This is a genomic window from Rugosibacter aromaticivorans (assembly GCF_000934545.1).
GTDB classification, from domain to species: Bacteria; Pseudomonadota; Gammaproteobacteria; order Burkholderiales; family Rhodocyclaceae; genus Rugosibacter; species Rugosibacter aromaticivorans.
Map to the genome: position 1 here is coordinate 1,625,667 of NZ_CP010554.1, position 17,133 is coordinate 1,642,799.

A 17,133-nucleotide genomic window follows, 5' to 3' on the forward strand; every position below is an offset into this window, starting at 1 on the left:
GATTCTTTCCCTTGCCTCCAGCTATCCACCCGCTTATAGTTTGCGTCTTATGAACGCCATTGATCGCATCATTCCCATCGCCGTATCATCAGCGCCGTCCCCTGACGGACTTTTGAATCTGACCGCAGAAAATGCAGAGCCGTCTCTGGACAAGACTTTTTCGTCAGCCGACTCGGGCACGCATGACAGGTCGCTGATCGACACGCGCAAACGTCCCCTGCGCGACTTGCGTATTTCAGTGACCGACCGTTGCAATTTCCGCTGCGTGTATTGCATGCCGAAAACCGTCTTCGGACGCGATTATCCCTTTTTATCGCGTAACGACTTGCTGTCGTTCGAGGAGATCGAGCGCATCGCGCGTGTCTTCGTGGCACAAGGTGTGGAGAAAATCCGCCTCACCGGCGGCGAGCCGCTGCTGCGTCGAGGTCTCGAAAAGCTGATTGAACAGCTCGCCAGGTTACCCGTGGAAATTACGCTGACCACGAATGGCGCGCTGCTGGCGAAAAAGGCGCAGACGCTCAAGGAGGCCGGGCTGCATCGCATTACCGTGAGTCTCGATGCCTTGGACGATGTTATTTTCAAGCGCATGAACGATGTCGATTTCGCCGTGAGCGATGTGCTGCATGGCATTGAAGCAGCGGCGGCAGCCGGTTTGCCCATCAAGATCAATTGCGTTGTCAAACGCGGCACGAATGATAGTCAGATTCTGCCGCTGGCACGCCATTTTCGCCACAGCGATCATGTGTTGCGCTTTATCGAATATATGGATGTCGGCAATTCCAATGGCTGGCGCATGGCTGAGGTATTGCCATCTACCGAGGTGATTGCGCTGATCCAGGCAGAGTTTCCGCTGGAGGCCATTGATGCCCGTTATGCAGGCGAAGTCGCCGCGCGTTGGCGTTATCTGGATGGCGCGGGCGAAATCGGGGTGATCTCATCGGTCACGCAGGCGTTTTGCAGCAGTTGCACCCGCGCCCGGTTGTCGACTGAAGGCAAGCTATACACCTGCCTGTTTGCACAGCAGGGACACGATGTGCGCAGCCTGCTGCGAGGTGACAAAAATGATGATGACTTATCCCGCGCAATTGCTGGCGTTTGGCGCGCACGCAGCGACAACTATTCTGAAATGCGTTCCGAAATACGCACAGAAAAAACAGGCGAAATTGCAAAAATTCAAAAAATTGAAATGTCGTATATTGGCGGATGAGCCGATTCCTATTCTGAAATTTGGTGACGCTTGGTAATTTTTATCAACTAAAAAGGAGATTTTTCATGCATAAACTTTCCCGACTATTCACTGCCTTAATCGCCTCATCTGCCCTCTCAAGCGCTGCGCTGCTACCGATGAGCCCTGCCTATGCCGCTGCGCCCATGGTGCATACACAAGTGCCAGGCTATTACCGTTTGATGGTTGGCTCAATTGAAGTCACTGCCTTGTTTGACGGTGCCATGCAATTGGATAAAGGCCTTTTGCAACATGCCGACGAAAAAACGCTTAACCGTTCGCTGGATCGCCTGTTTGTCGGCAACCCTAAAATGAATACCGCCGTGAATGCCTATCTCATCAATACGGGCAAGCACTTGGTGCTGGTTGATGCAGGTGCTGCGGGCTTATTTGGCCCCACACTGGGCAATCTGCTGCAGAACATGAAAGCGGCGGGTTATCAGCCAGAGCAAGTCGATCGCATCATCATTACGCATTTACACGCGGATCATGTGGGTGGCATCAATGATGCCCAAGGCAAGCCAGTTTTCCCGCAAGCGGATGTGTATGTGTCCAAAGCAGAAAATGACTTCTGGCTGTCAAAGGAAATTGCAGCCGGCGCACCTAAAGAAACGCAGCCTTTTTTCAAAATGGCACAAGATAGCGCCGCACCCTATCAGGCCAGTGGGCACTGGAAAACGCTGGCTGGCGATGGCACGGGTGAAATCGTCCCCGGTATCCAGGCCGTCAATGCTTCTGGTCACACGCCAGGCCATAGGGTTTACGTCGTCGAATCTCAAGGACAGAAACTTTTCATCACAGGCGACTTGCTCCACGCACACGCCATTCAGTTTGCCCATCCTGAGGTCGCCATTCAATTCGATACCGACCAGAAAAAAGCCATTGCCACACGTCGTGAAATCCTCAAGCGTGTAGCCAGCGAAAAGTCTCTCATGGCAGGCGCCCACTTGCCTTTCCCTGGCATTGGCCACGTCACCCCTGAAGGCAAAGACAGCTATCGCTGGGTGCCTGTTGAGTTCACGCCATTGCCGTCAGCAACGCCCGCGGCTCAATGATGGATTGATCAAAAAAGCTAACCACCCATCAAAAGCCAGACTGATTGCCTGGCTTTTTCACGTCACCAATCAATCGTTTAGCTCGCCAATGGGAAAGTTAACTTCAATCTCGATGCCATCCGGATCAGCGATGAGCAGTTGAACCACCCCGTAATCCGCCAAGGTTCTTTGGACATAGTGCGCCTTAGCTGCTTTCACGCGTGCAAGAAACTCCTTGAATCCTGTGGCATTGAACGCCACGTGCTCCATATTGCCTGTGCCACGTTCAGCACCTTTTTCATAAGAGGGTGCATGGCGACCTAAAAACGCGTCCAACTCGGCACCCGCGCCTAAAAGATGCACTACGGCCTGATCACCCAGGAACAAAAGGCGAAACGGGAAGGCAAAACTATCCAGCGTCTCGACACGAAACCCCATCACATCCTGGTAAAAGCGAGCAGAAACCTCGATATCGCGGGCGCGTAGGGTGTAGTGGTCAAATTGGGTGATAGGCATTTCATTCTCCTTGTAGCTAGGTGGGTTGAACAGGTTTTAATCAGCGGTATAGGCTGTCTTGGTGCGGGTAAAAAATTCTATGGCCTGCGCACCTTGTTCTCTCGGGCCATAGCTTGATGCTTTCGTGCCGCCAAAGGGCACATGGTAATCCACACCAGCAGTGGGAAGATTCACCATGACCATGCCGGCCTGGGCGTTGCGCTTGAAGTGCATGGCAGTTTTCAAGGTGGTGGTACATATCCCCGCGGACAAGCCAAAATCGCTGTCATTCGCGATTTCCAGTGCGTGTTCGTAATTATCCGCCGGAATGATGCAGGCAACGGGCCCGAAAATTTCTTCCCGTGCAATACGCATGGTATTGTCTGCGTCAATGAAGAGTGCCGGGTTCAGGTAATAGCCATCCGTTTCTCGTTTCAGCCTGTCGCCACCGAAAACCAGGCGTGCCCCTTCTTTTTGACCCAGGGCGATATAGCGTAAATCCTTGTCCAGTTGCTGTTGATCGACCACCGGGCCTATGTCGCTACCGGAGGCCCGTGCATCGCCTATGCTAAGTTCGCGCAGGCGATTTATCAGCGCTTCGACAAATGCCTTATAGATATTTTTAGTCACGATCAAGCGGGATGATGCCGTGCAACGCTGACCTGCCGAGAAGTAGGCTCCATTTACCGCGCAATTGACGGCGGTTTCCAGATGCGCATCATCCAACACGACCAACGGGTTTTTACCGCCCATTTCCAGTTGCACTTTAGTCAGACGTTGCATCGCGGCTTGCGCAATCCTTTTTCCTGTCGCGACAGAGCCGGTAAAGCTGATGGCATTGATTTGATCTGATTCAATCAAGGCTTGCCCGACGTCTGCCCCCGCGCCCATCACTAAATTAAACACCCCGGCAGGCAGGCCGGCTCTGCTGATGATTTCTGTCAACGCCCAGGCACACCCAGGCGCCAGCTCGGAAGGTTTAAACACCACACAATTGCCATAGGCCAGCGCCGGAGCAATTTTCCATGCAGGAATGGCGATAGGAAAATTCCACGGTGATATCAACCCGATCACGCCCATCGGTTCACGCAACACCTCTACTTCGCATCCTGGCCGCACCGAAGCGATAAGCTGCCCCCCCATGCGCAGTGCTTCTCCGGCAAAAAACTTGAATATCTGTCCAGCCCGCAGCACTTCCGCGCTGGCTTCTGCAAGCACTTTACCTTCCTCTCGGGCCAAGAGGTCTGCCAATTCGGCGCGTCGTTGAATAAGCTCTGAACCAATCTGATCCAACGCATCTGCACGGGTTTGAATACTTACCTTTCCCCATGCCGGAAAGGCATTGTTCGCGGCAGCAACTGCTTGATCTACGGCATCTCTATTTGCCCATCCATAGTCATCAATGCGATCGTTGATGTCTGACGGGTTAATGTTCGGGCAAGAGGCTGCGCTCTCGACCCATTGGTGATTGATGTAATGGGGTTTCATATTATTTTGCAGAGTTATTTTCAGGTTTCAACAACGGGTAGCCACGGCCTGCATAATCGAAGCCGCCAATACGATGCTCTGTAACACCTGCGTGCGTCGGAGCGGCGTAATACGCCCGAATTTCAATAATCAAGCCATCTTCGGTAAAACGATACCATTCATCACCACGCAATAACTGCCCGATCTTTTTTTTGAAGTGACTCCACTCAATCACTGCCTGGCGGCTTTCCATGTCACCCGCAAAATTATCCACGGTCCAGTAGGAGCCGATGTCATTAACGCAGTTAACCCAGCATTCAGCAATGGCCTGGGCGCCCCTTAAAACACCGAAAGGGCTCCCCTCGGGAAAATAATGCGTACCTTCAGGAATAAAAAATGACATGATTTTTTCTTTATCTGCTTGATTGCAGGCAGCAAAATAATTGCGGATCCTGGTTTCCATCTGCGCTCTGGAAATAGCCATGAGTTCATTACTCCTTTAAGGTAAGTGGGCATCCTATCGATATGGCGTTTAAGTGGTGAGGTTATTTTTCGCTACGTGTTTTTTCCCATCGATCTGCAGCGAAATCATCCGCATCACGCGCCTCTACCCATTGTCCATGGTGAGCCGTTTCTTCCTTTTTCCAGAAGGGAGCACGGGTTTTCAAAAAATCCATGATGAATTCGCAGGCGGCAAAAGCTGACCCGCGATGCGATGCAGCAACCACCACCAGCACAATCTGCTCACCCGGCACCAGTCGTCCAATACGATGTATCACTCGAACAGCTTGCAGCTCCCAGCGCGATTTTGCCTGCACCACGATCTCGGCAAGGGCCTTTTCTGTCATGCCGGGATAATGTTCCAGCTGCATCGCGTCGATCCTTTCCTCACTCAGCGTGTCTGCCCGCACCAAGCCGATAAAGCTGGCTAACGCGCCAATATCCTCGCGTCCGGTACAGATTGCGGCAATTTCCTGACCACAATCAAAATCAGCCTCCTGTATGGTCACCGACATGGCCTGCTACCCTCCAGTTACCGGTGGAAAAAACGCGACTTCATCCCCGGCTTGAATGTGCGTGTCTTGCCCTGCCATTTGCTGATTCACAGCAGCGCGAAGGTTTTTTATGGTGACGAGTGCTGTCCATGGCGCACCGCGAGCAGCCAGAAATTCACGTAATGTAGCAACCGTATCCACCCCGGTGGGTAACACGAGCGTTTCTGTCGTGACGCCTAGCGCCTCGCGCAGCCCGGCAAAATAAAGCAGATGGATGTGCATGGTGTTTATCCCAACGCGTTGAAATCGATAAAGCGCACGATATCACCCGGTTGAATCGAGTGCCCTGGCAGATTATCAATCAATCCATCAGCCCATGCGCAAGAGGTGAGCACCGCTGAACCTTGATGCGGATATAAGCTGAGCCCACCTTCGTCGTTGATGCGCGCACGTAAAAATTCACGTCGTGCATCCCCCTCCCAAGCAAAATCGGCACGCAAATGCAGCACGCGAGGTGTCACACAGCTTGTGCCCTGCATGGCCAAAATGAAGGGGCGCACCAGCATGAGAAAGGTCACAAAACTTGCGACCGGATTGCCGGGCAGACCGATAAACGGTGTAATGGGGCTCGCAGAAGATTCAGTTGCCGTCTCACCAGCACCGATTTTTCGTATCGAACCAAAAGCAAATGGCTTGCCGGGCTTGATCGCAATCTTCCATAAATCCAGCGCGCCTTCCGCACTCACTGCGGCTTTCACATGATCTTCTTCGCCCACCGAAACACCGCCGCTGGTCAAGATAAGATCATGCGCTTGCGCGGCCTCGCGCAATGCCGCTTGCGTTGCTTCACGTTGATCCGGCACGATGCCCCTATCGGTCACCAGGCAGCCCAGGCCTTCCAGCAGCGCATGCAGCATGGTGCGGTTCGAGTTGTAAATGCCACCGGGCTTGAGCGGCTCGCCAGGCATGGTGAGCTCATCACCCGTTGAAAACAAAGCCACATGCAACTGGCGGAATACACACAATTCCGCTGCGCCTATGGATGCCGCCAAACCCAGATGCGCTGCGATCAGCCGCGTGTTAGCAGCAATGACTTCTACGCCTGCGGCAATATCCTCTCCACATCGGCGGATGGCTTGGCCTGGTCTCGGTACCGTATTCACGATCACGGTGTCACCCTTTTGTGTGCAGAGTTCCTGCATCACCACCGCATCCGCCCCCACCGGGATCGGCGCGCCGGTAAAAATGCGTGCGGCCGTTTGCGACACCAACGCAGGACCCATGTGGCCCGCTGCGATGCGCTGCATTACCGGCAGGCGTGTACCGGCCTTAGGGACATCGGCACACCGCACCGCATAACCATCCATCGCACTGTTATCCAGCGGCGGCACATTGAGCGACGATACGAGGCTTTTTGCCAATACACGCCCGCGTGCCATGTGAGTGGGCACGAAGTCGGTATCGGTCACTGCCTGTGCATGCGTCAGCAGGCGGCCTAATGCATCATCAAAACTCAAAATCGTCATACGAATCCTTGATGCTGAAGAATGAATTCGGCAATCGCTGCCGGGTTATTTAATGGCAACACCGGGCGCCGGGTTAACTTGACAACAACCTCGGGTTCATCGGTGGCGACAGCCACAATATGTTCGTTTTCATCCGTGGCAATAAGTGGCTTACCTACCGAAGGCCGGTGCACTTCGAGCTTAGGCACAGGCATGTGCTTGAAGCCTTCAACTAACACCAGATCGCAATCTGAAAAACGGGCAATCTGTTCTTCAAAAGTGGGCTCCGGCGCGTCACGCAGTTCATGCATCAGCGCCCAGCGCTGGCCGGAGACAAGTAATACCTCGCCGCATCCCGCCTCACGCAGACGATACGAGTCCTTGCCCGGTCGGTCAATATCAAAATGATGGTGAGCATGCTTGAGCAGCGAGACGCGTAAGCCTGCCGCGACAAAGCGCGGAATCAGCGCTTCGAGCAAAGTTGTTTTGCCTGCGCCAGAATAACCGGCAAAACCAAACACCTTCATGCGACATCCTGCCTGATATGCTCATCGCCCATAAAGGTAACGGAACTGGAAAACAGATGCGGCCGCTGCCCCATGACCATGTTGTTAAAACCATGGCCGAAGCGTTCCAGTTCGCTATCCAGCCGCTCACGATCCAGTGATTCATAATGACATCCGGCATTCGGCCGATCTGCCAGGGCAATGCAGACATGTTCGTTCATGGGGCTGATTTTACCGGCTGCGCGAAAAATGCCTCGACATCAATAATGTCGCGCGTGCGGCGCATCGGTGGCAACGAGCGCCAGATGGCTTTGCCATACGGTTTGCCGGTCAGGCGCGGGTCGCAAATCATCAGTACGCCGCGGTCCGCTTCATCGCGAATCAGCCGACCCGCGCCCTGCTTCATGCTGATGACTGCCTGCGGTAGTTGATAAGTCATAAAGGCATTTTCACCCGCAACGCGCAAACTCTCAATGCGTGCTGCGAGCACCGGATCATCGGGCGGCGCAAATGGCAGCTTGTCAATCACCACCAGCGAGAGCGCTTCACCACGCACATCCACGCCTTCCCAAAAGCTTTGGCTGGCGACAAGAATCGCGTTACCGAGAAAGCGAAAACGTTCCAGCAGCTCTGTTTTTGAACCCTCACCCTGCATGAGCAAGGGCAAATCGAGTGCTTCTTTTTGCAATTTCTCTTGCAATAGTTCGCGAATTCGCCGCATCGCGCGTAACGAGGTGCACAGCACAAATGTTCTCCCGCCTGCTGCCCGTATGGCTGGCCAAGCGGCTTCGGCAACGGCCTCCTGATAAAAGGCGCTATTCGGGTCCGGCATGCCAAGCGGCGCGTACAGCAACCCATTATTGGCGTAATCGAAAGGGCTGCCCCACACCACCGTTTCAGCTTCATGTAAGCCGAGTGCATCGCAATAATGCGAAAAATTCTGTCCCACCGCCAGTGTGGCAGATGCAAAAATCCATGCACGCGGATGACCTTCCATCTGGCGGCGGAAAATCGGCGCAATATCCAGTGGTGTTACATTGAGCGATAAGGCGTGTGAATACACTTCGAGCCACTTAACCACTGGCCCCACCAACCCATCCGCCTCGGCTGCCTCGCCTTTTTGCCAACGCGTCAGTCGATGCACTAGCTGCTGCGTGCGCTCCAGGCAATTGGCCAAGCCCTCCCCACGGTCAGACTGGGCTTCCAGGTGCTTGCCCAACTCACGTAAAGCGGTTGTCACCGTCTGTAAAGCAGAAGAAAAATCGCGCTCGTTTTCTACCTGGCTTGCCGGCAAGCGCACATTTTCGCCTTTCACGGACAAACGCAAATCACGTGCGGCTTTATCCAGATACTGTGCAGCTTCTTGTAACGGTAGGTAATCTTTTGCCGAGGTGATGCCTTCGTTACGCGCATCGCGCGACAAATCAATCAACTGCGATGTGGAAATACTCTCACCAAAAAACAGTCCGGCAATTTCAGGCAACTGGTGTGCCTCATCGAAAATTACCGTATTACACGCAGGCAACAGCTCGCCCATGCCTTCATCTTTCAGCATTACATCGGCAAAAAACAGATGGTGATTGACCACTACTACATCGGCCATTTGTGCATTTTGGCGGGCTGTCAAAACAAAGCACTGCTTGACGTTTGGACATTCCTGCCCCAAACAATTTTCGCGCGTCGATGTGGCTACCTGCCAAGCCGCTGAATCTTCAGGAACATCAACACATTCGGCCTTGTCGCCCGTTTTGGTGCGCTCGGCAAAGCGGACGATTTTGCGCAGATGACCGGCTTCTTCACGCGATGCCAGGCGCCCGGCGCTCAATGCGCGTTCAAGATGATATGGGCAGACATAGTTCGAGCGGCCCTTGAGCAGCGCTATTGATGCGCCCACTTTCAATGCTGCCCGCACCACCGGTAAGTCGCGATTGAACAATTGATCTTGTAAAGTTTTTGTCCCCGTTGAAATGATGACTTTGCCACCTGACAGCAACGCCGGAACAAGATACGCAAAGGTTTTGCCCGTGCCTGTACCAGCTTCAGCCACCAGCACGGCGTTGCCCGCAATGGCCAAAGCAATGCGCTGCGCCATTTCCAGCTGCTGCGGGCGCACGCGAAACCCTTCAACCGCTTGTGCAAGCGGCCCTTCGATGGCAAAAATAGGATCAAGAACTGACATAGCGGGCGCGGCATGGTAGCACGCTGGACAATCGAACACTCCCCTCAGAAAACAGATGCACTATCGCCGTCGCCTCAAAATAGCCATTTGCTATCACGTAGAGAGTAAAAATCAATTTGATTAATAAAAAGGCTGCCCCTAACATGATCTTGCAGTTCAATAAAAGGAGCAAAACATGACATCACATACCAGCAAACCCTCGTCGACATTGGGATGGCTAATTGCTCTCTATGCCGATGCCGCATTCGCCTATTAACCCTAACCACTCAAAAGGAGAAACAGCATGACTAGCAAAAAATCACTTACCACCACCGGTGGCGCACCTGTCGTCGACAATCAGAACATCATGACTGCCGGCCCGCGTGGCCCGGTGCTGATGCAAGACTATCAGTAGATGGAAAAGATGGCGCACTTCAACCGGAAACGCATACCCGGGTGTGTCATCCACGCCATAGGCGCGGACGCATACGAAACGTTTATGGTGAACCGCGCGTAATAATATAGATCGGTACTCGGACGCCAAATCGGACCGAGTCGTTGGATTCAAACTGTCAAAGGAGAAACACATGTCAAGCGAAACGAAATGCCCATTCCATCACACCGCCGACGCTGGAAAGTCGAACCGTGAGTGGTGGCCGAACCAACTCGACCTGAAGATACTGCACCAGCACTCGTCCCTGTCTGATCCCATGGACAAGGGCTTCAACTACGCCGAGACGTTCAAGAGCCTCGACCTGGCGGCCGTGAAGCAGGATCTGCTGGCGCTGATGACCGACTCGCAGGACTGGTGGCCGGCGGACTTCGGTCACTATGGACCTTTGTTCATTCGCATGGCGTGGCACAGCGCCGGCACGTACCGCACCGGCGACGGTCGCGGCGGCGCAGGGCGCGGCAACCAGCGCTTTGCGCCCCTGAACAGTTGGCCCGACAACGTCAACCTCGACAAGGCACGCAGGCTGCTGTGGCCGATCAAGCAGAAGTATGGCCGGAAAATTTCCTGGGCCGACCTCATGATCCTCACCGGCAACGTCGCGCTGGAATCGATGGGATTCAAGACCTTCGGTTTCGGCGGCGGGCGTAAGGACATCTGGGAGCCGGAAGAAGACACCTACTGGGGCGCCGAGACCACCTGGCTGGGCGGTGACAAACGCTACTCCGGCGACCGGGATCTCGAAAATCCGCTCGCTGCCGTGCAGATGGGCTTGATTTACGTGAACCCAGAAGGCCCGAACGGCAACCCAGATCCGCTCGCCGCGGCCAAGGATATCCGCGAGACCTTCGCGCGCATGGCGATGAACGACGAGGAGACGGTGGCGCTGATTGCGGGCGGTCACACCTTCGGCAAAACCCACGGTGCCGGCGATGCCTCACTGGTGGGCCCTGCGCCTGAAGCCGCCGGCATCGAGGAACAAGGCCTGGGCTGGAAGAGCCGCTTCGGCACAGGCAAGGGCGCCGACCAGATCGGCAGCGGCCTGGAAGTCACCTGGACCAGCACGCCGACGAAATGGAGCAACAACTTCTTCTGGAACCTGTTCGGTTACGAATGGGAGCTGACGAAAAGCCCGGCCGGTGCGCACCAGTGGGTTGCGAAGGGTGGAGCCGGCGCCGGCACCATTCCGGACGCCCACGACCCGGCCAAGCGTCACGCGCCGACCATGCTGACCACGGATCTCTCCCTGCGCTTCGACCCCGTTTACGAAAAGATTTCGAGGCGTTTCTACGAGAACCCGGACCAGTTCGCCGACGCCTTCGCCCGTGCCTGGTTCAAGCTGACCCACCGCGACATGGGCCCGCGCGCCCGCTATCTCGGCCCGGAAGTCCCTGCCGAAGCGCTCATCTGGCAAGACCCTATCCCCACGGTCAATCACAAGTTGATCGATGCACAGGACATTGCCTCCCTCAAGGGCAAGATCCTGGCGTCGGGCCTGTCTGTCTCGCAACTGGTGTCGACCGCCTGGGCGTCGGCATCCACCTTCCGTGGTTCCGACAAGCGCGGTGGCGCGAACGGTGCCCGCATCCGTCTCGCGCCGCAGAAGGATTGGGCGGTCAACCAGCCCGAGCAGCTGGCGAACGTGCTCAAGACGCTGGAGCACATCCAGGGCGAGTTCAACGGCGCACAGTCTGGCGGCAAGAAGGTATCGCTTGCCGATCTGATCGTGTTAGCTGGGTGCGCAGGCGTCGAGCAGGCGGTGAAGCATGCCGGTCACGCCGTGACGGTTCCTTTCGCGCCGGGACGCATGGACGCTTCGCAGGCGCAAACCGATGTGGACTCCTTCGCCGTGCTCGAACCGATCGCCGATGGCTTCCGCAACTACCTCAAGGGAAGCCACAGCGTATCGGCCGAGGCGATGCTGGTCAACAAGTCGCAATTGCTGACCCTGACCGCGCCCGAAATGACGGTGCTCGTCGGCGGCATGCGCGTCTTGAATACCAATGTCGGACAGACCCAGCACGGCGTCTTTACGCAGCGGCCAGAGGCGCTGACCAACGACTTCTTCCTGAACCTGCTCGACATGGGTACGGAGTGGAAGGCAGTCTCGGACGCCAAGGACGTGTTCGAAGGGCGCGATCGCAAAACCGGCGAACTCAAGTGGACCGGCACCCGTGTCGATCTCGTCTTCGGTTCGAACTCCCAGCTCCGTGCCCTGGCTGAGGTCTATGGAAGCTCGGACGCTCAGGAAAAATTTGTCCATGACTTTGTAGCGGCCTGGATCAAGGTGATGAACCTCGATCGCTTCGACCTCGCGTGATCTCGGAGGAGAGGCCTTAAAGGTCTTATGTCGAGCAACCTTGACCTGGCATCGGCTTATCCCGAACCAGGTCGAGGTTGAGCAAACCATGCAACTTCCATTTCGCTTTACTCATAAGGGCACTTCACTTCTATAAATCCCCCAACCCAGCTACGCTTCTGCCATGTAAACCAGCCTGTTTGAGCTTGAGAAGCGCTACGCCAGTTTGAGCAAAACGGGCGACACACTGGAACGGCTGAATGCCGTCATTGACGGGGAAATCTTCCGTTCCTTGCTGGAGCGAATTAATGCCAAAGACCGCAAGACCGCTGCCGGGCGCCGTCCCACCTGCCGCGTGCTCATGTTCAAGCTGCTCATTTTGCTGCGTCTGCACAACCTGTCTGATGAACGGCTGCAATACAAGGTCAGCGACCGGCTCTCCTTCATGCGCTTCCTCGGGCTTGAGTTGTCGGGCAACGTACCCGATGCGCACACCGCGTGGGCATTCCGCGAAGCCATCAAGGAACACCGCTTGGTTGAACCCCTGTTCGAGTATCTCAATCAGGCGCTGGCCGACCTCGGTGTCGAACTCAAAAGCGGACAGATCATCGACGCCACCTTTGTCCCCGTATCGATTCAGCGCAACGGATGCGAGAACAACGTGATCATCAAAGCGGATGACCGCGAAAGCCACCAGCGTGATTTGTTCGAAGCCATCGAGAAAAAAACTTTCCGCGCTGGACGCTGTATGTGCAAATCATGCCGGAAAAAGATGCCGCCAAGGTGCCTTACCATCCCTTCGACCTCACCAAAATCTGGCCGAAAAAGGATTACCTGTCACCAGCGGATGTAAATTGACACAGGTCGGCGATTGAAAGTTGATACACTGAGTTGAGAGAAGATCGGCGGATTATTTGAGGTTCCGGTCGATGATCACAAATGAGGTGCATATGGAAATCGAGGTATTAAGGAAACATGGTTTCAGCCTGCGTCGCATCGCGGCAGAGGTTGGCTGTGCGGTAAACACGGTGCGTAGCCACTTGGCAACGGGCACGAAGCCGAAATACGAATGGCAGAAACGGCGGGCTTCCAAGCTGTCACCCTATGAAATTTACCTAAGGGAGAGACAAGTGGCCGTCCATCCGATCTGGATACCAGCCAGCGTATTGCACCGGGAGATTGCTGACCAAGGCTACCAGGTGGCCTGAGCCAACTGCGAAGCTACCTACGCGGTATCAGGCCAACGCTGCCTGCCGATCCGGTAGTGCTGTTTGAAAATACCGCCCGTTCGGTAGGTGGCGCTTCACGCGAAATCCAGTTGCGTCATATCGGCAACTGCATGAAGGCCGATCCGGCCTATGGCATGGGCGTGGCCAAGGCGCTAGGCATACCGGAAGCGGAAATTTCCGCAGCCTTAGGTTGTTGAAAAACAAAAAATCAGCACAGCCATGGCTGTACTGATTTTTTACACCTCAAATCATAAAAAGTCGGCGCTGGTAGTACGGCAAATAGGGCTCAAGCCTAAGGCATTTCGACAAAAACAGCGCCCTCTTCCTCGCTCGCCTTGAAGGTGGGAACCGGCGCCGGTTTCTTGCCCATGCCGATCATGCCGTGCATGAACTTGGGCATCGGGATACCGAGAAAGGAGTTCGCCCAGTTGAGATTCTTGCCCGTGCAAATATCGAAACGCGAGCCGTGCCAAGGGCATTGAATCACGCCATCAACCACCTTGCCGCCTTTCATGGACAGCCCCAGATGCGTACATTTACTGGAGATCGCGCAAACCTTGCCCTGTACGCGGGTCAATAACACGGATTGCCCATTTGCCTGCACCGCATGCAGTTGCGTTTCCTTAACGTCATTTGAACCGGCCACTTTGATTCGTTTCATGAAATTCTCCTGAGTGTTGATGAACAACGGCGCACCCAACCATTGGGATGGCAATTACTAAAAGTGTAGATCAAAACAAGTCAATCACGGCGAAACAGGCACCACAGCCATGGTACAACGCGAAACACACACCGGCTTACTGTCTTCATCAACAATCCGTATATCCCAAACCTGGGTACGGCGGCCAATATGTATCGGCGTGGCTGTCGCTGTTACCACACCATCCCGCTTGCCGCGCAAATGATTCGCGTTGATCTCCAACCCTACTGCGGTTTCCTTGCCTGGATCAAGATTCAAGCATGCAGCCACCGAGGCAACTGTTTCAGCCAGCACGACTGATGCGCCGCCATGCAGCAACCCAAACGTCTGATGTACTTTGGGCCCAACCGGCATAGTTGCCACCACACGATTTTTCGTCTGTTCTACAAGTTCAATGTCAAGCGTTGAAAGTAAAGTCTGTTGGGTCGTGGAAAATTCGTTCATCAATAGCTCCTGAAAATTGCGTACTACTTATAACTGCTCATAAACGTTTATAACTTATTTCCGTCGCTTAACCAAGACAGACTGCACGGCCTGAACTATCTTACCTGTGGCGACCCCTCTAATTCTTTAATGTCAGTCAGGCAGGCGCCAGCAGAAAATCACGCACCACGGCGATTTGCTCTTCGCTCATCAGCCAGGGCGCATGGCCCACGCCGGGGAATTCCACCACCTGTACTTGAGGCCCGCTTTTTTGCATGCGCTCCACCGTGTCAGGCGTTAGTAAATCAGAATCCCCGCCGCGCAACACTAATACCGGACAACGCACCTTATCCCAAATCGGCCACATATCAATGCCCGAGAGAAAATTCATGCTGAGCGTCACCCCCTCCAAACCCTGCGCAGGAATGGCACCAATAATGGCCGGATCCCACCCCAGACGAAACCCGCCCGCCGACTGCAACACCACACTATGGCGCGTCACATCACGCCACTGCTCATCCGTTAGCGGCCCGAAATTGACACAGGTCTCACGCAAATACTGCTCGGCTTCCTCAAGATCAGCAAAGTGCGGATTCTCGTTGCCATGCTCACGATGCAAGCGATGCAACGCACGCCAGGGAACCAGCGGCCCCACATCATTTAACACCAAACGACGAATCGGCGAACCAGTACGAGCGGCGAGCATCATGCCGATCAAGCCACCCATCGATGTACCCACCCAATCCACCTGTGGCAATGGGTTTTCTCGCACTCGGTCTTCTTTCGCAGAGCGCTCCAAAAGTGACGATAAAAAACCGCCAGATGATGGCGGCGGTGCCGTCAGCCGCGCAATCAGCGCTGCCGCGTCTGACTGGTAAAGCGCAAAACCGTAGTCATTTTTATGCTCCAACCAATCGCTGGCCCCGCGCCCCACCACATCTGGGCAAGCAACGCGACAAGTGCGCGACAACTCTGCCGCCAGCGCATCGAAGTCATGGCTGTTGCGCGTCAAACCATGCACGCAGATAATGGTTTGCGCCGCATCCGCAGCCCCCCATTCGGTATAAGCCACCGTGTGAAAACCATGCGGATCAAGAGCGGGAAAGTGGCACAGGCGTGGTTGAGTATCCATGCCCGTAGAGTGCCATCTTTTGTCGCAAGAGGGAAGGCCAAAAACACGAAGGCCACAAACAAAAAACCCGCGAAAATTGCTTTTTGCGGGTTGTGATATTGCATTTTTGGCGGAGCGGACGAGACTCGAACTCGCGACCCCCGGCGTGACAGGCCGGTATTCTAACCAACTGAACTACCGCTCCGCAGCGGAAGGCGTGCATTATTTCACAACACATAAACAAGTGCAAGAAAAAGCGCGCAAGTCAGACAAGATGTTCTGCCTTTAACCCAAGGGATGACCCTTTAAACCGTATTGTGTGCGGCCATAAAACATCATGTGGTCTTCGTAAATCTGCGTCACGTGAATGGATAGCATAAACAGGTCACGCACAAACACTTCGACCAGATCTCCCTTGTATATGGCAACTCCGTCGAGTAACTCCAGTGTTCTGAAACCCACTTGCGACGCTGTCCGGGCAATGGATGAACGTCATGCACCCAGGCGGTTGCTGTCGATTTCAGGCACGAGCGGAATACCCTGCCGACTCCAGGATTCTATTTGCCCGGCATAACGTGCATGCAGGGCTTCGATTTGTTCGACCCAAGTCGTCACTTCGCCCACATTACATTGCGCGACGAGGGACTCCCATTCTTTCCTGCCCAACACCACGCGTTGGCGTGTACGAATTCTTTCATGCAACTCTTTATGCAAGCGCTGGACAGTCCCGACCGCAATGGCGCTAAAAGAGGCCATCGCCCCTGCAGGCATATAGGGCACGCGATACACCGGCTCTTCGGGATCATAGTCACCGCCCATGGGTTGGGCATCATTCTTCACCGCGCCTGCAGGGAAAATCCGGTGCCAGGGAACAAACACATTCTCCACCTGAAGGCCATTGCTGACGGTACCCCGTAGTCTGAGGGTATCCCAGTTGCGAATGATCTTGCCCTCGGCAACCTTGATCGTTATCAGACAGGGTTGCGGACCGGTAGTGGTGCCGGGCAAATCAATAATGGCCCCCCAGGCCGATCCAGCCACAAAAGTCGATACCGCTGCCCTGGTTCCATTGCCTGCTTAACCGAACTCCGCCGGGCACAATCTCGGCTTTGCCGATAGGGAAAAAAATGTCGGCAACAAACTCGTCGGTCGCAAAAATCTCTTCCCGTCCGGCGGGCGGTAACAAGGCAACCCAGCCTTCATGCAAAGACATGAATGACGTCACCCAGGCACCCGGCATATGCTGGGCAACCGTTCTGGCCACCTCGGCGAGGGTGCCATACCCCAAGCCAAACCCGCCATGGCGTTTGGGCCGTAGCAGGCGATGTAACCGGGTTTCAAAAATGGCCTCTTTCAGTTTGATGGAATACCCGCCATTGCGGTCTGCATCAAACAACCCCGCCTCGGCAACCTGGCCTACATATTCCGCCCGCTTGATGGCTTCGTCAGGGTTAAAACAGTCATGCGCCCTCTGTCATGATTTTTTCGAAACCGTTGCGTCTAAAATCGACCGACCAGGTATTTTTTCCTCATCA

22 protein-coding genes, 1 tRNA gene and 2 pseudogenes are annotated in these 17,133 nt (G+C 54.8%); 9 read left to right on the plus strand and 16 right to left on the minus strand.

Annotation, left to right across the window (positions count from 1 at the left end; genetic code table 11):
- Window positions 1-49 precede the first annotated feature (49 nt).
- The gene (moaA, locus tag PG1C_RS08060) at window positions 50-1,207 is read left to right on the plus strand and encodes a GTP 3',8-cyclase MoaA (protein ID WP_202634316.1); all 1,158 of its coding nucleotides are present in this window, start codon (window positions 50-52) and stop codon (window positions 1,205-1,207) included.
- Between the two features lie 65 nt (window positions 1,208-1,272).
- The gene (locus tag PG1C_RS08065) at window positions 1,273-2,280 is read left to right on the plus strand and encodes an MBL fold metallo-hydrolase (RefSeq protein ID WP_202634317.1); all 1,008 of its coding nucleotides are present in this window, start codon (window positions 1,273-1,275) and stop codon (window positions 2,278-2,280) included.
- A gap of 69 nt (window positions 2,281-2,349) precedes the next feature.
- On the opposite strand, the gene PG1C_RS08070 is transcribed toward PG1C_RS08065, so the two are convergent.
- From PG1C_RS08070 to PG1C_RS08110, 9 genes are all read right to left on the minus strand, one after another.
- Window positions 2,350-2,775 (minus strand): VOC family protein, encoded by a 426-nt coding sequence (locus PG1C_RS08070; RefSeq protein WP_202634318.1) that lies wholly within the window; start codon window positions 2,773-2,775, stop codon window positions 2,350-2,352.
- A gap of 36 nt (window positions 2,776-2,811) precedes the next feature.
- A complete protein-coding gene (locus tag PG1C_RS08075; protein WP_202634319.1) occupies window positions 2,812-4,242 on the minus strand; it encodes an aldehyde dehydrogenase family protein in 1,431 nt (476 codons plus the stop codon).
- 1 nt (window position 4,243) lies between these two features.
- Complete coding sequence (locus PG1C_RS08080) at window positions 4,244-4,705, minus strand: nuclear transport factor 2 family protein (protein WP_202634320.1); 462 nt, start codon at window positions 4,703-4,705, stop codon at window positions 4,244-4,246.
- A 61-nt stretch (window positions 4,706-4,766) separates the two neighbouring features.
- Window positions 4,767-5,237, minus strand: coding sequence for a molybdopterin synthase catalytic subunit MoaE (gene moaE, locus PG1C_RS08085; protein ID WP_202634321.1), 471 nt, complete (start codon window positions 5,235-5,237; stop codon window positions 4,767-4,769).
- A gap of 6 nt (window positions 5,238-5,243) precedes the next feature.
- Complete coding sequence (gene moaD, locus PG1C_RS08090; RefSeq protein ID WP_202634322.1) at window positions 5,244-5,498, minus strand: molybdopterin converting factor subunit 1; 255 nt, start codon at window positions 5,496-5,498, stop codon at window positions 5,244-5,246.
- Window positions 5,499-5,503: 5 nt separating this feature from the next.
- Window positions 5,504-6,742 (minus strand): molybdopterin molybdotransferase MoeA, encoded by a 1,239-nt coding sequence (locus PG1C_RS08095; RefSeq protein WP_284431743.1) that lies wholly within the window; start codon window positions 6,740-6,742, stop codon window positions 5,504-5,506.
- Window positions 6,739-7,248 (minus strand): molybdopterin-guanine dinucleotide biosynthesis protein B, encoded by a 510-nt coding sequence (gene mobB / locus PG1C_RS08100; RefSeq protein WP_202634323.1) that lies wholly within the window; start codon window positions 7,246-7,248, stop codon window positions 6,739-6,741. The genes PG1C_RS08095 and mobB overlap by 4 nt, the downstream gene beginning before the upstream one ends.
- Window positions 7,245-7,448, minus strand: coding sequence for a hypothetical protein (locus tag PG1C_RS08105; RefSeq protein WP_202634324.1), 204 nt, complete (start codon window positions 7,446-7,448; stop codon window positions 7,245-7,247). Before PG1C_RS08105 ends, mobB begins: the two co-directional genes overlap by 4 nt.
- The gene (locus PG1C_RS08110; RefSeq protein WP_202634325.1) at window positions 7,445-9,406 is read right to left on the minus strand and encodes a DNA repair helicase YoaA; all 1,962 of its coding nucleotides are present in this window, start codon (window positions 9,404-9,406) and stop codon (window positions 7,445-7,447) included. The genes PG1C_RS08105 and PG1C_RS08110 overlap by 4 nt, the downstream gene beginning before the upstream one ends.
- Before the next feature lie 283 nt (window positions 9,407-9,689).
- Between PG1C_RS08110 and PG1C_RS14785 the strand changes: the two genes are divergently transcribed.
- From PG1C_RS14785 to PG1C_RS14590, 7 genes and pseudogenes are all read left to right on the plus strand, one after another.
- A complete protein-coding gene (locus PG1C_RS14785; protein WP_269464902.1) occupies window positions 9,690-9,800 on the plus strand; it encodes a catalase in 111 nt (36 codons plus the stop codon).
- A 9-nt stretch (window positions 9,801-9,809) separates the two neighbouring features.
- Window positions 9,810-9,902: a catalase gene (locus PG1C_RS14790; protein ID WP_269464914.1), complete on the plus strand. Its 93-nt coding sequence runs from the start codon at window positions 9,810-9,812 to the stop codon at window positions 9,900-9,902.
- Window positions 9,903-9,972: 70 nt separating this feature from the next.
- Window positions 9,973-12,156, plus strand: a complete 2,184-nt coding sequence (gene katG / locus PG1C_RS08120) for a catalase/peroxidase HPI (protein ID WP_202634326.1) — start codon at window positions 9,973-9,975, stop codon at window positions 12,154-12,156.
- Window positions 12,157-12,361: 205 nt separating this feature from the next.
- A pseudogene (locus PG1C_RS14855) lies at window positions 12,362-12,637 on the plus strand (transposase); the annotation flags it as partial.
- Between the two features lie 257 nt (window positions 12,638-12,894).
- Window positions 12,895-12,993: a catalase gene (locus PG1C_RS15105; protein WP_269464903.1), complete on the plus strand. Its 99-nt coding sequence runs from the start codon at window positions 12,895-12,897 to the stop codon at window positions 12,991-12,993.
- A 71-nt stretch (window positions 12,994-13,064) separates the two neighbouring features.
- Window positions 13,065-13,411 (plus strand): annotated as a pseudogene (locus tag PG1C_RS08135) (IS21 family transposase); the annotation flags it as partial.
- Window positions 13,400-13,561: a catalase-related domain-containing protein gene (locus PG1C_RS14590; RefSeq protein ID WP_269464915.1), complete on the plus strand. Its 162-nt coding sequence runs from the start codon at window positions 13,400-13,402 to the stop codon at window positions 13,559-13,561. The pseudogene PG1C_RS08135 and the gene PG1C_RS14590, both read left to right, overlap by 12 nt.
- Window positions 13,562-13,656: 95 nt before the next feature.
- On the opposite strand, the gene PG1C_RS08145 is transcribed toward PG1C_RS14590, so the two are convergent.
- The 7 genes from PG1C_RS08145 to PG1C_RS08175 all read right to left on the minus strand — a co-directional run bounded on the left by PG1C_RS08145 (window position 13,657) and on the right by PG1C_RS08175 (window position 16,994).
- Complete coding sequence (locus PG1C_RS08145) at window positions 13,657-14,025, minus strand: Rieske (2Fe-2S) protein (RefSeq protein WP_202634328.1); 369 nt, start codon at window positions 14,023-14,025, stop codon at window positions 13,657-13,659.
- 84 nt (window positions 14,026-14,109) lie between these two features.
- On the minus strand, window positions 14,110-14,508 hold the full coding sequence (locus PG1C_RS08150) for a hotdog fold thioesterase (protein ID WP_202634329.1): 399 nt from the start codon (window positions 14,506-14,508) through the stop codon (window positions 14,110-14,112).
- A 136-nt stretch (window positions 14,509-14,644) separates the two neighbouring features.
- A complete protein-coding gene (locus PG1C_RS08155; protein WP_202634330.1) occupies window positions 14,645-15,619 on the minus strand; it encodes an alpha/beta fold hydrolase in 975 nt (324 codons plus the stop codon).
- Between the two features lie 107 nt (window positions 15,620-15,726).
- A tRNA-Asp gene (locus tag PG1C_RS08160) sits at window positions 15,727-15,803 on the minus strand.
- A gap of 80 nt (window positions 15,804-15,883) precedes the next feature.
- Window positions 15,884-16,060, minus strand: coding sequence for a hypothetical protein (locus PG1C_RS08165; protein WP_202634331.1), 177 nt, complete (start codon window positions 16,058-16,060; stop codon window positions 15,884-15,886).
- Between the two features lie 30 nt (window positions 16,061-16,090).
- On the minus strand, window positions 16,091-16,639 hold the full coding sequence (locus tag PG1C_RS08170) for an acyl-CoA dehydrogenase family protein (RefSeq protein ID WP_202634332.1): 549 nt from the start codon (window positions 16,637-16,639) through the stop codon (window positions 16,091-16,093).
- Window positions 16,608-16,994 carry an acyl-CoA dehydrogenase family protein gene (locus PG1C_RS08175; RefSeq protein ID WP_202634333.1) on the minus strand — a complete coding sequence of 129 codons (387 nt, stop codon included), beginning with the start codon at window positions 16,992-16,994 and terminating at the stop codon, window positions 16,608-16,610. The genes PG1C_RS08170 and PG1C_RS08175 overlap by 32 nt, the downstream gene beginning before the upstream one ends.
- Between the last annotated feature and the right edge of the window lie 139 nt (window positions 16,995-17,133).

Excerpts from the sequence above, each read along its gene's own strand:
- moaA (WP_202634316.1), top strand. The coding sequence starts at position 50 with ATGAACGCCATTGATCGCATCATTCCCATCGCCGTATCATCAGCGCCG.
- PG1C_RS08065 (WP_202634317.1), top strand. The coding sequence starts at position 1,273 with ATGCATAAACTTTCCCGACTATTCACTGCCTTAATCGCCTCATCTGCC.
- PG1C_RS08070 (WP_202634318.1), bottom strand. The coding sequence starts at position 2,775 with ATGCCTATCACCCAATTTGACCACTACACCCTACGCGCCCGCGATATC.
- PG1C_RS08075 (WP_202634319.1), bottom strand. The coding sequence starts at position 4,242 with ATGAAACCCCATTACATCAATCACCAATGGGTCGAGAGCGCAGCCTCT.
- PG1C_RS08080 (WP_202634320.1), bottom strand. The coding sequence starts at position 4,705 with ATGGCTATTTCCAGAGCGCAGATGGAAACCAGGATCCGCAATTATTTT.
- moaE (WP_202634321.1), bottom strand. The coding sequence starts at position 5,237 with ATGTCGGTGACCATACAGGAGGCTGATTTTGATTGTGGTCAGGAAATT.
- moaD (WP_202634322.1), bottom strand. The coding sequence starts at position 5,498 with ATGCACATCCATCTGCTTTATTTTGCCGGGCTGCGCGAGGCGCTAGGC.
- PG1C_RS08095 (WP_284431743.1), bottom strand. The coding sequence starts at position 6,742 with ATGACGATTTTGAGTTTTGATGATGCATTAGGCCGCCTGCTGACGCAT.
- mobB (WP_202634323.1), bottom strand. The coding sequence starts at position 7,248 with ATGAAGGTGTTTGGTTTTGCCGGTTATTCTGGCGCAGGCAAAACAACT.
- PG1C_RS08105 (WP_202634324.1), bottom strand. The coding sequence starts at position 7,448 with ATGAACGAACATGTCTGCATTGCCCTGGCAGATCGGCCGAATGCCGGA.
- PG1C_RS08110 (WP_202634325.1), bottom strand. The coding sequence starts at position 9,406 with ATGTCAGTTCTTGATCCTATTTTTGCCATCGAAGGGCCGCTTGCACAA.
- PG1C_RS14785 (WP_269464902.1), top strand. The coding sequence starts at position 9,690 with ATGACTAGCAAAAAATCACTTACCACCACCGGTGGCGCACCTGTCGTC.
- PG1C_RS14790 (WP_269464914.1), top strand. The coding sequence starts at position 9,810 with ATGGCGCACTTCAACCGGAAACGCATACCCGGGTGTGTCATCCACGCC.
- katG (WP_202634326.1), top strand. The coding sequence starts at position 9,973 with ATGTCAAGCGAAACGAAATGCCCATTCCATCACACCGCCGACGCTGGA.
- PG1C_RS15105 (WP_269464903.1), top strand. The coding sequence starts at position 12,895 with ATGCCGGAAAAAGATGCCGCCAAGGTGCCTTACCATCCCTTCGACCTC.
- PG1C_RS08145 (WP_202634328.1), bottom strand. The coding sequence starts at position 14,025 with ATGAAACGAATCAAAGTGGCCGGTTCAAATGACGTTAAGGAAACGCAA.
- PG1C_RS08150 (WP_202634329.1), bottom strand. The coding sequence starts at position 14,508 with ATGAACGAATTTTCCACGACCCAACAGACTTTACTTTCAACGCTTGAC.
- PG1C_RS08155 (WP_202634330.1), bottom strand. The coding sequence starts at position 15,619 with ATGGATACTCAACCACGCCTGTGCCACTTTCCCGCTCTTGATCCGCAT.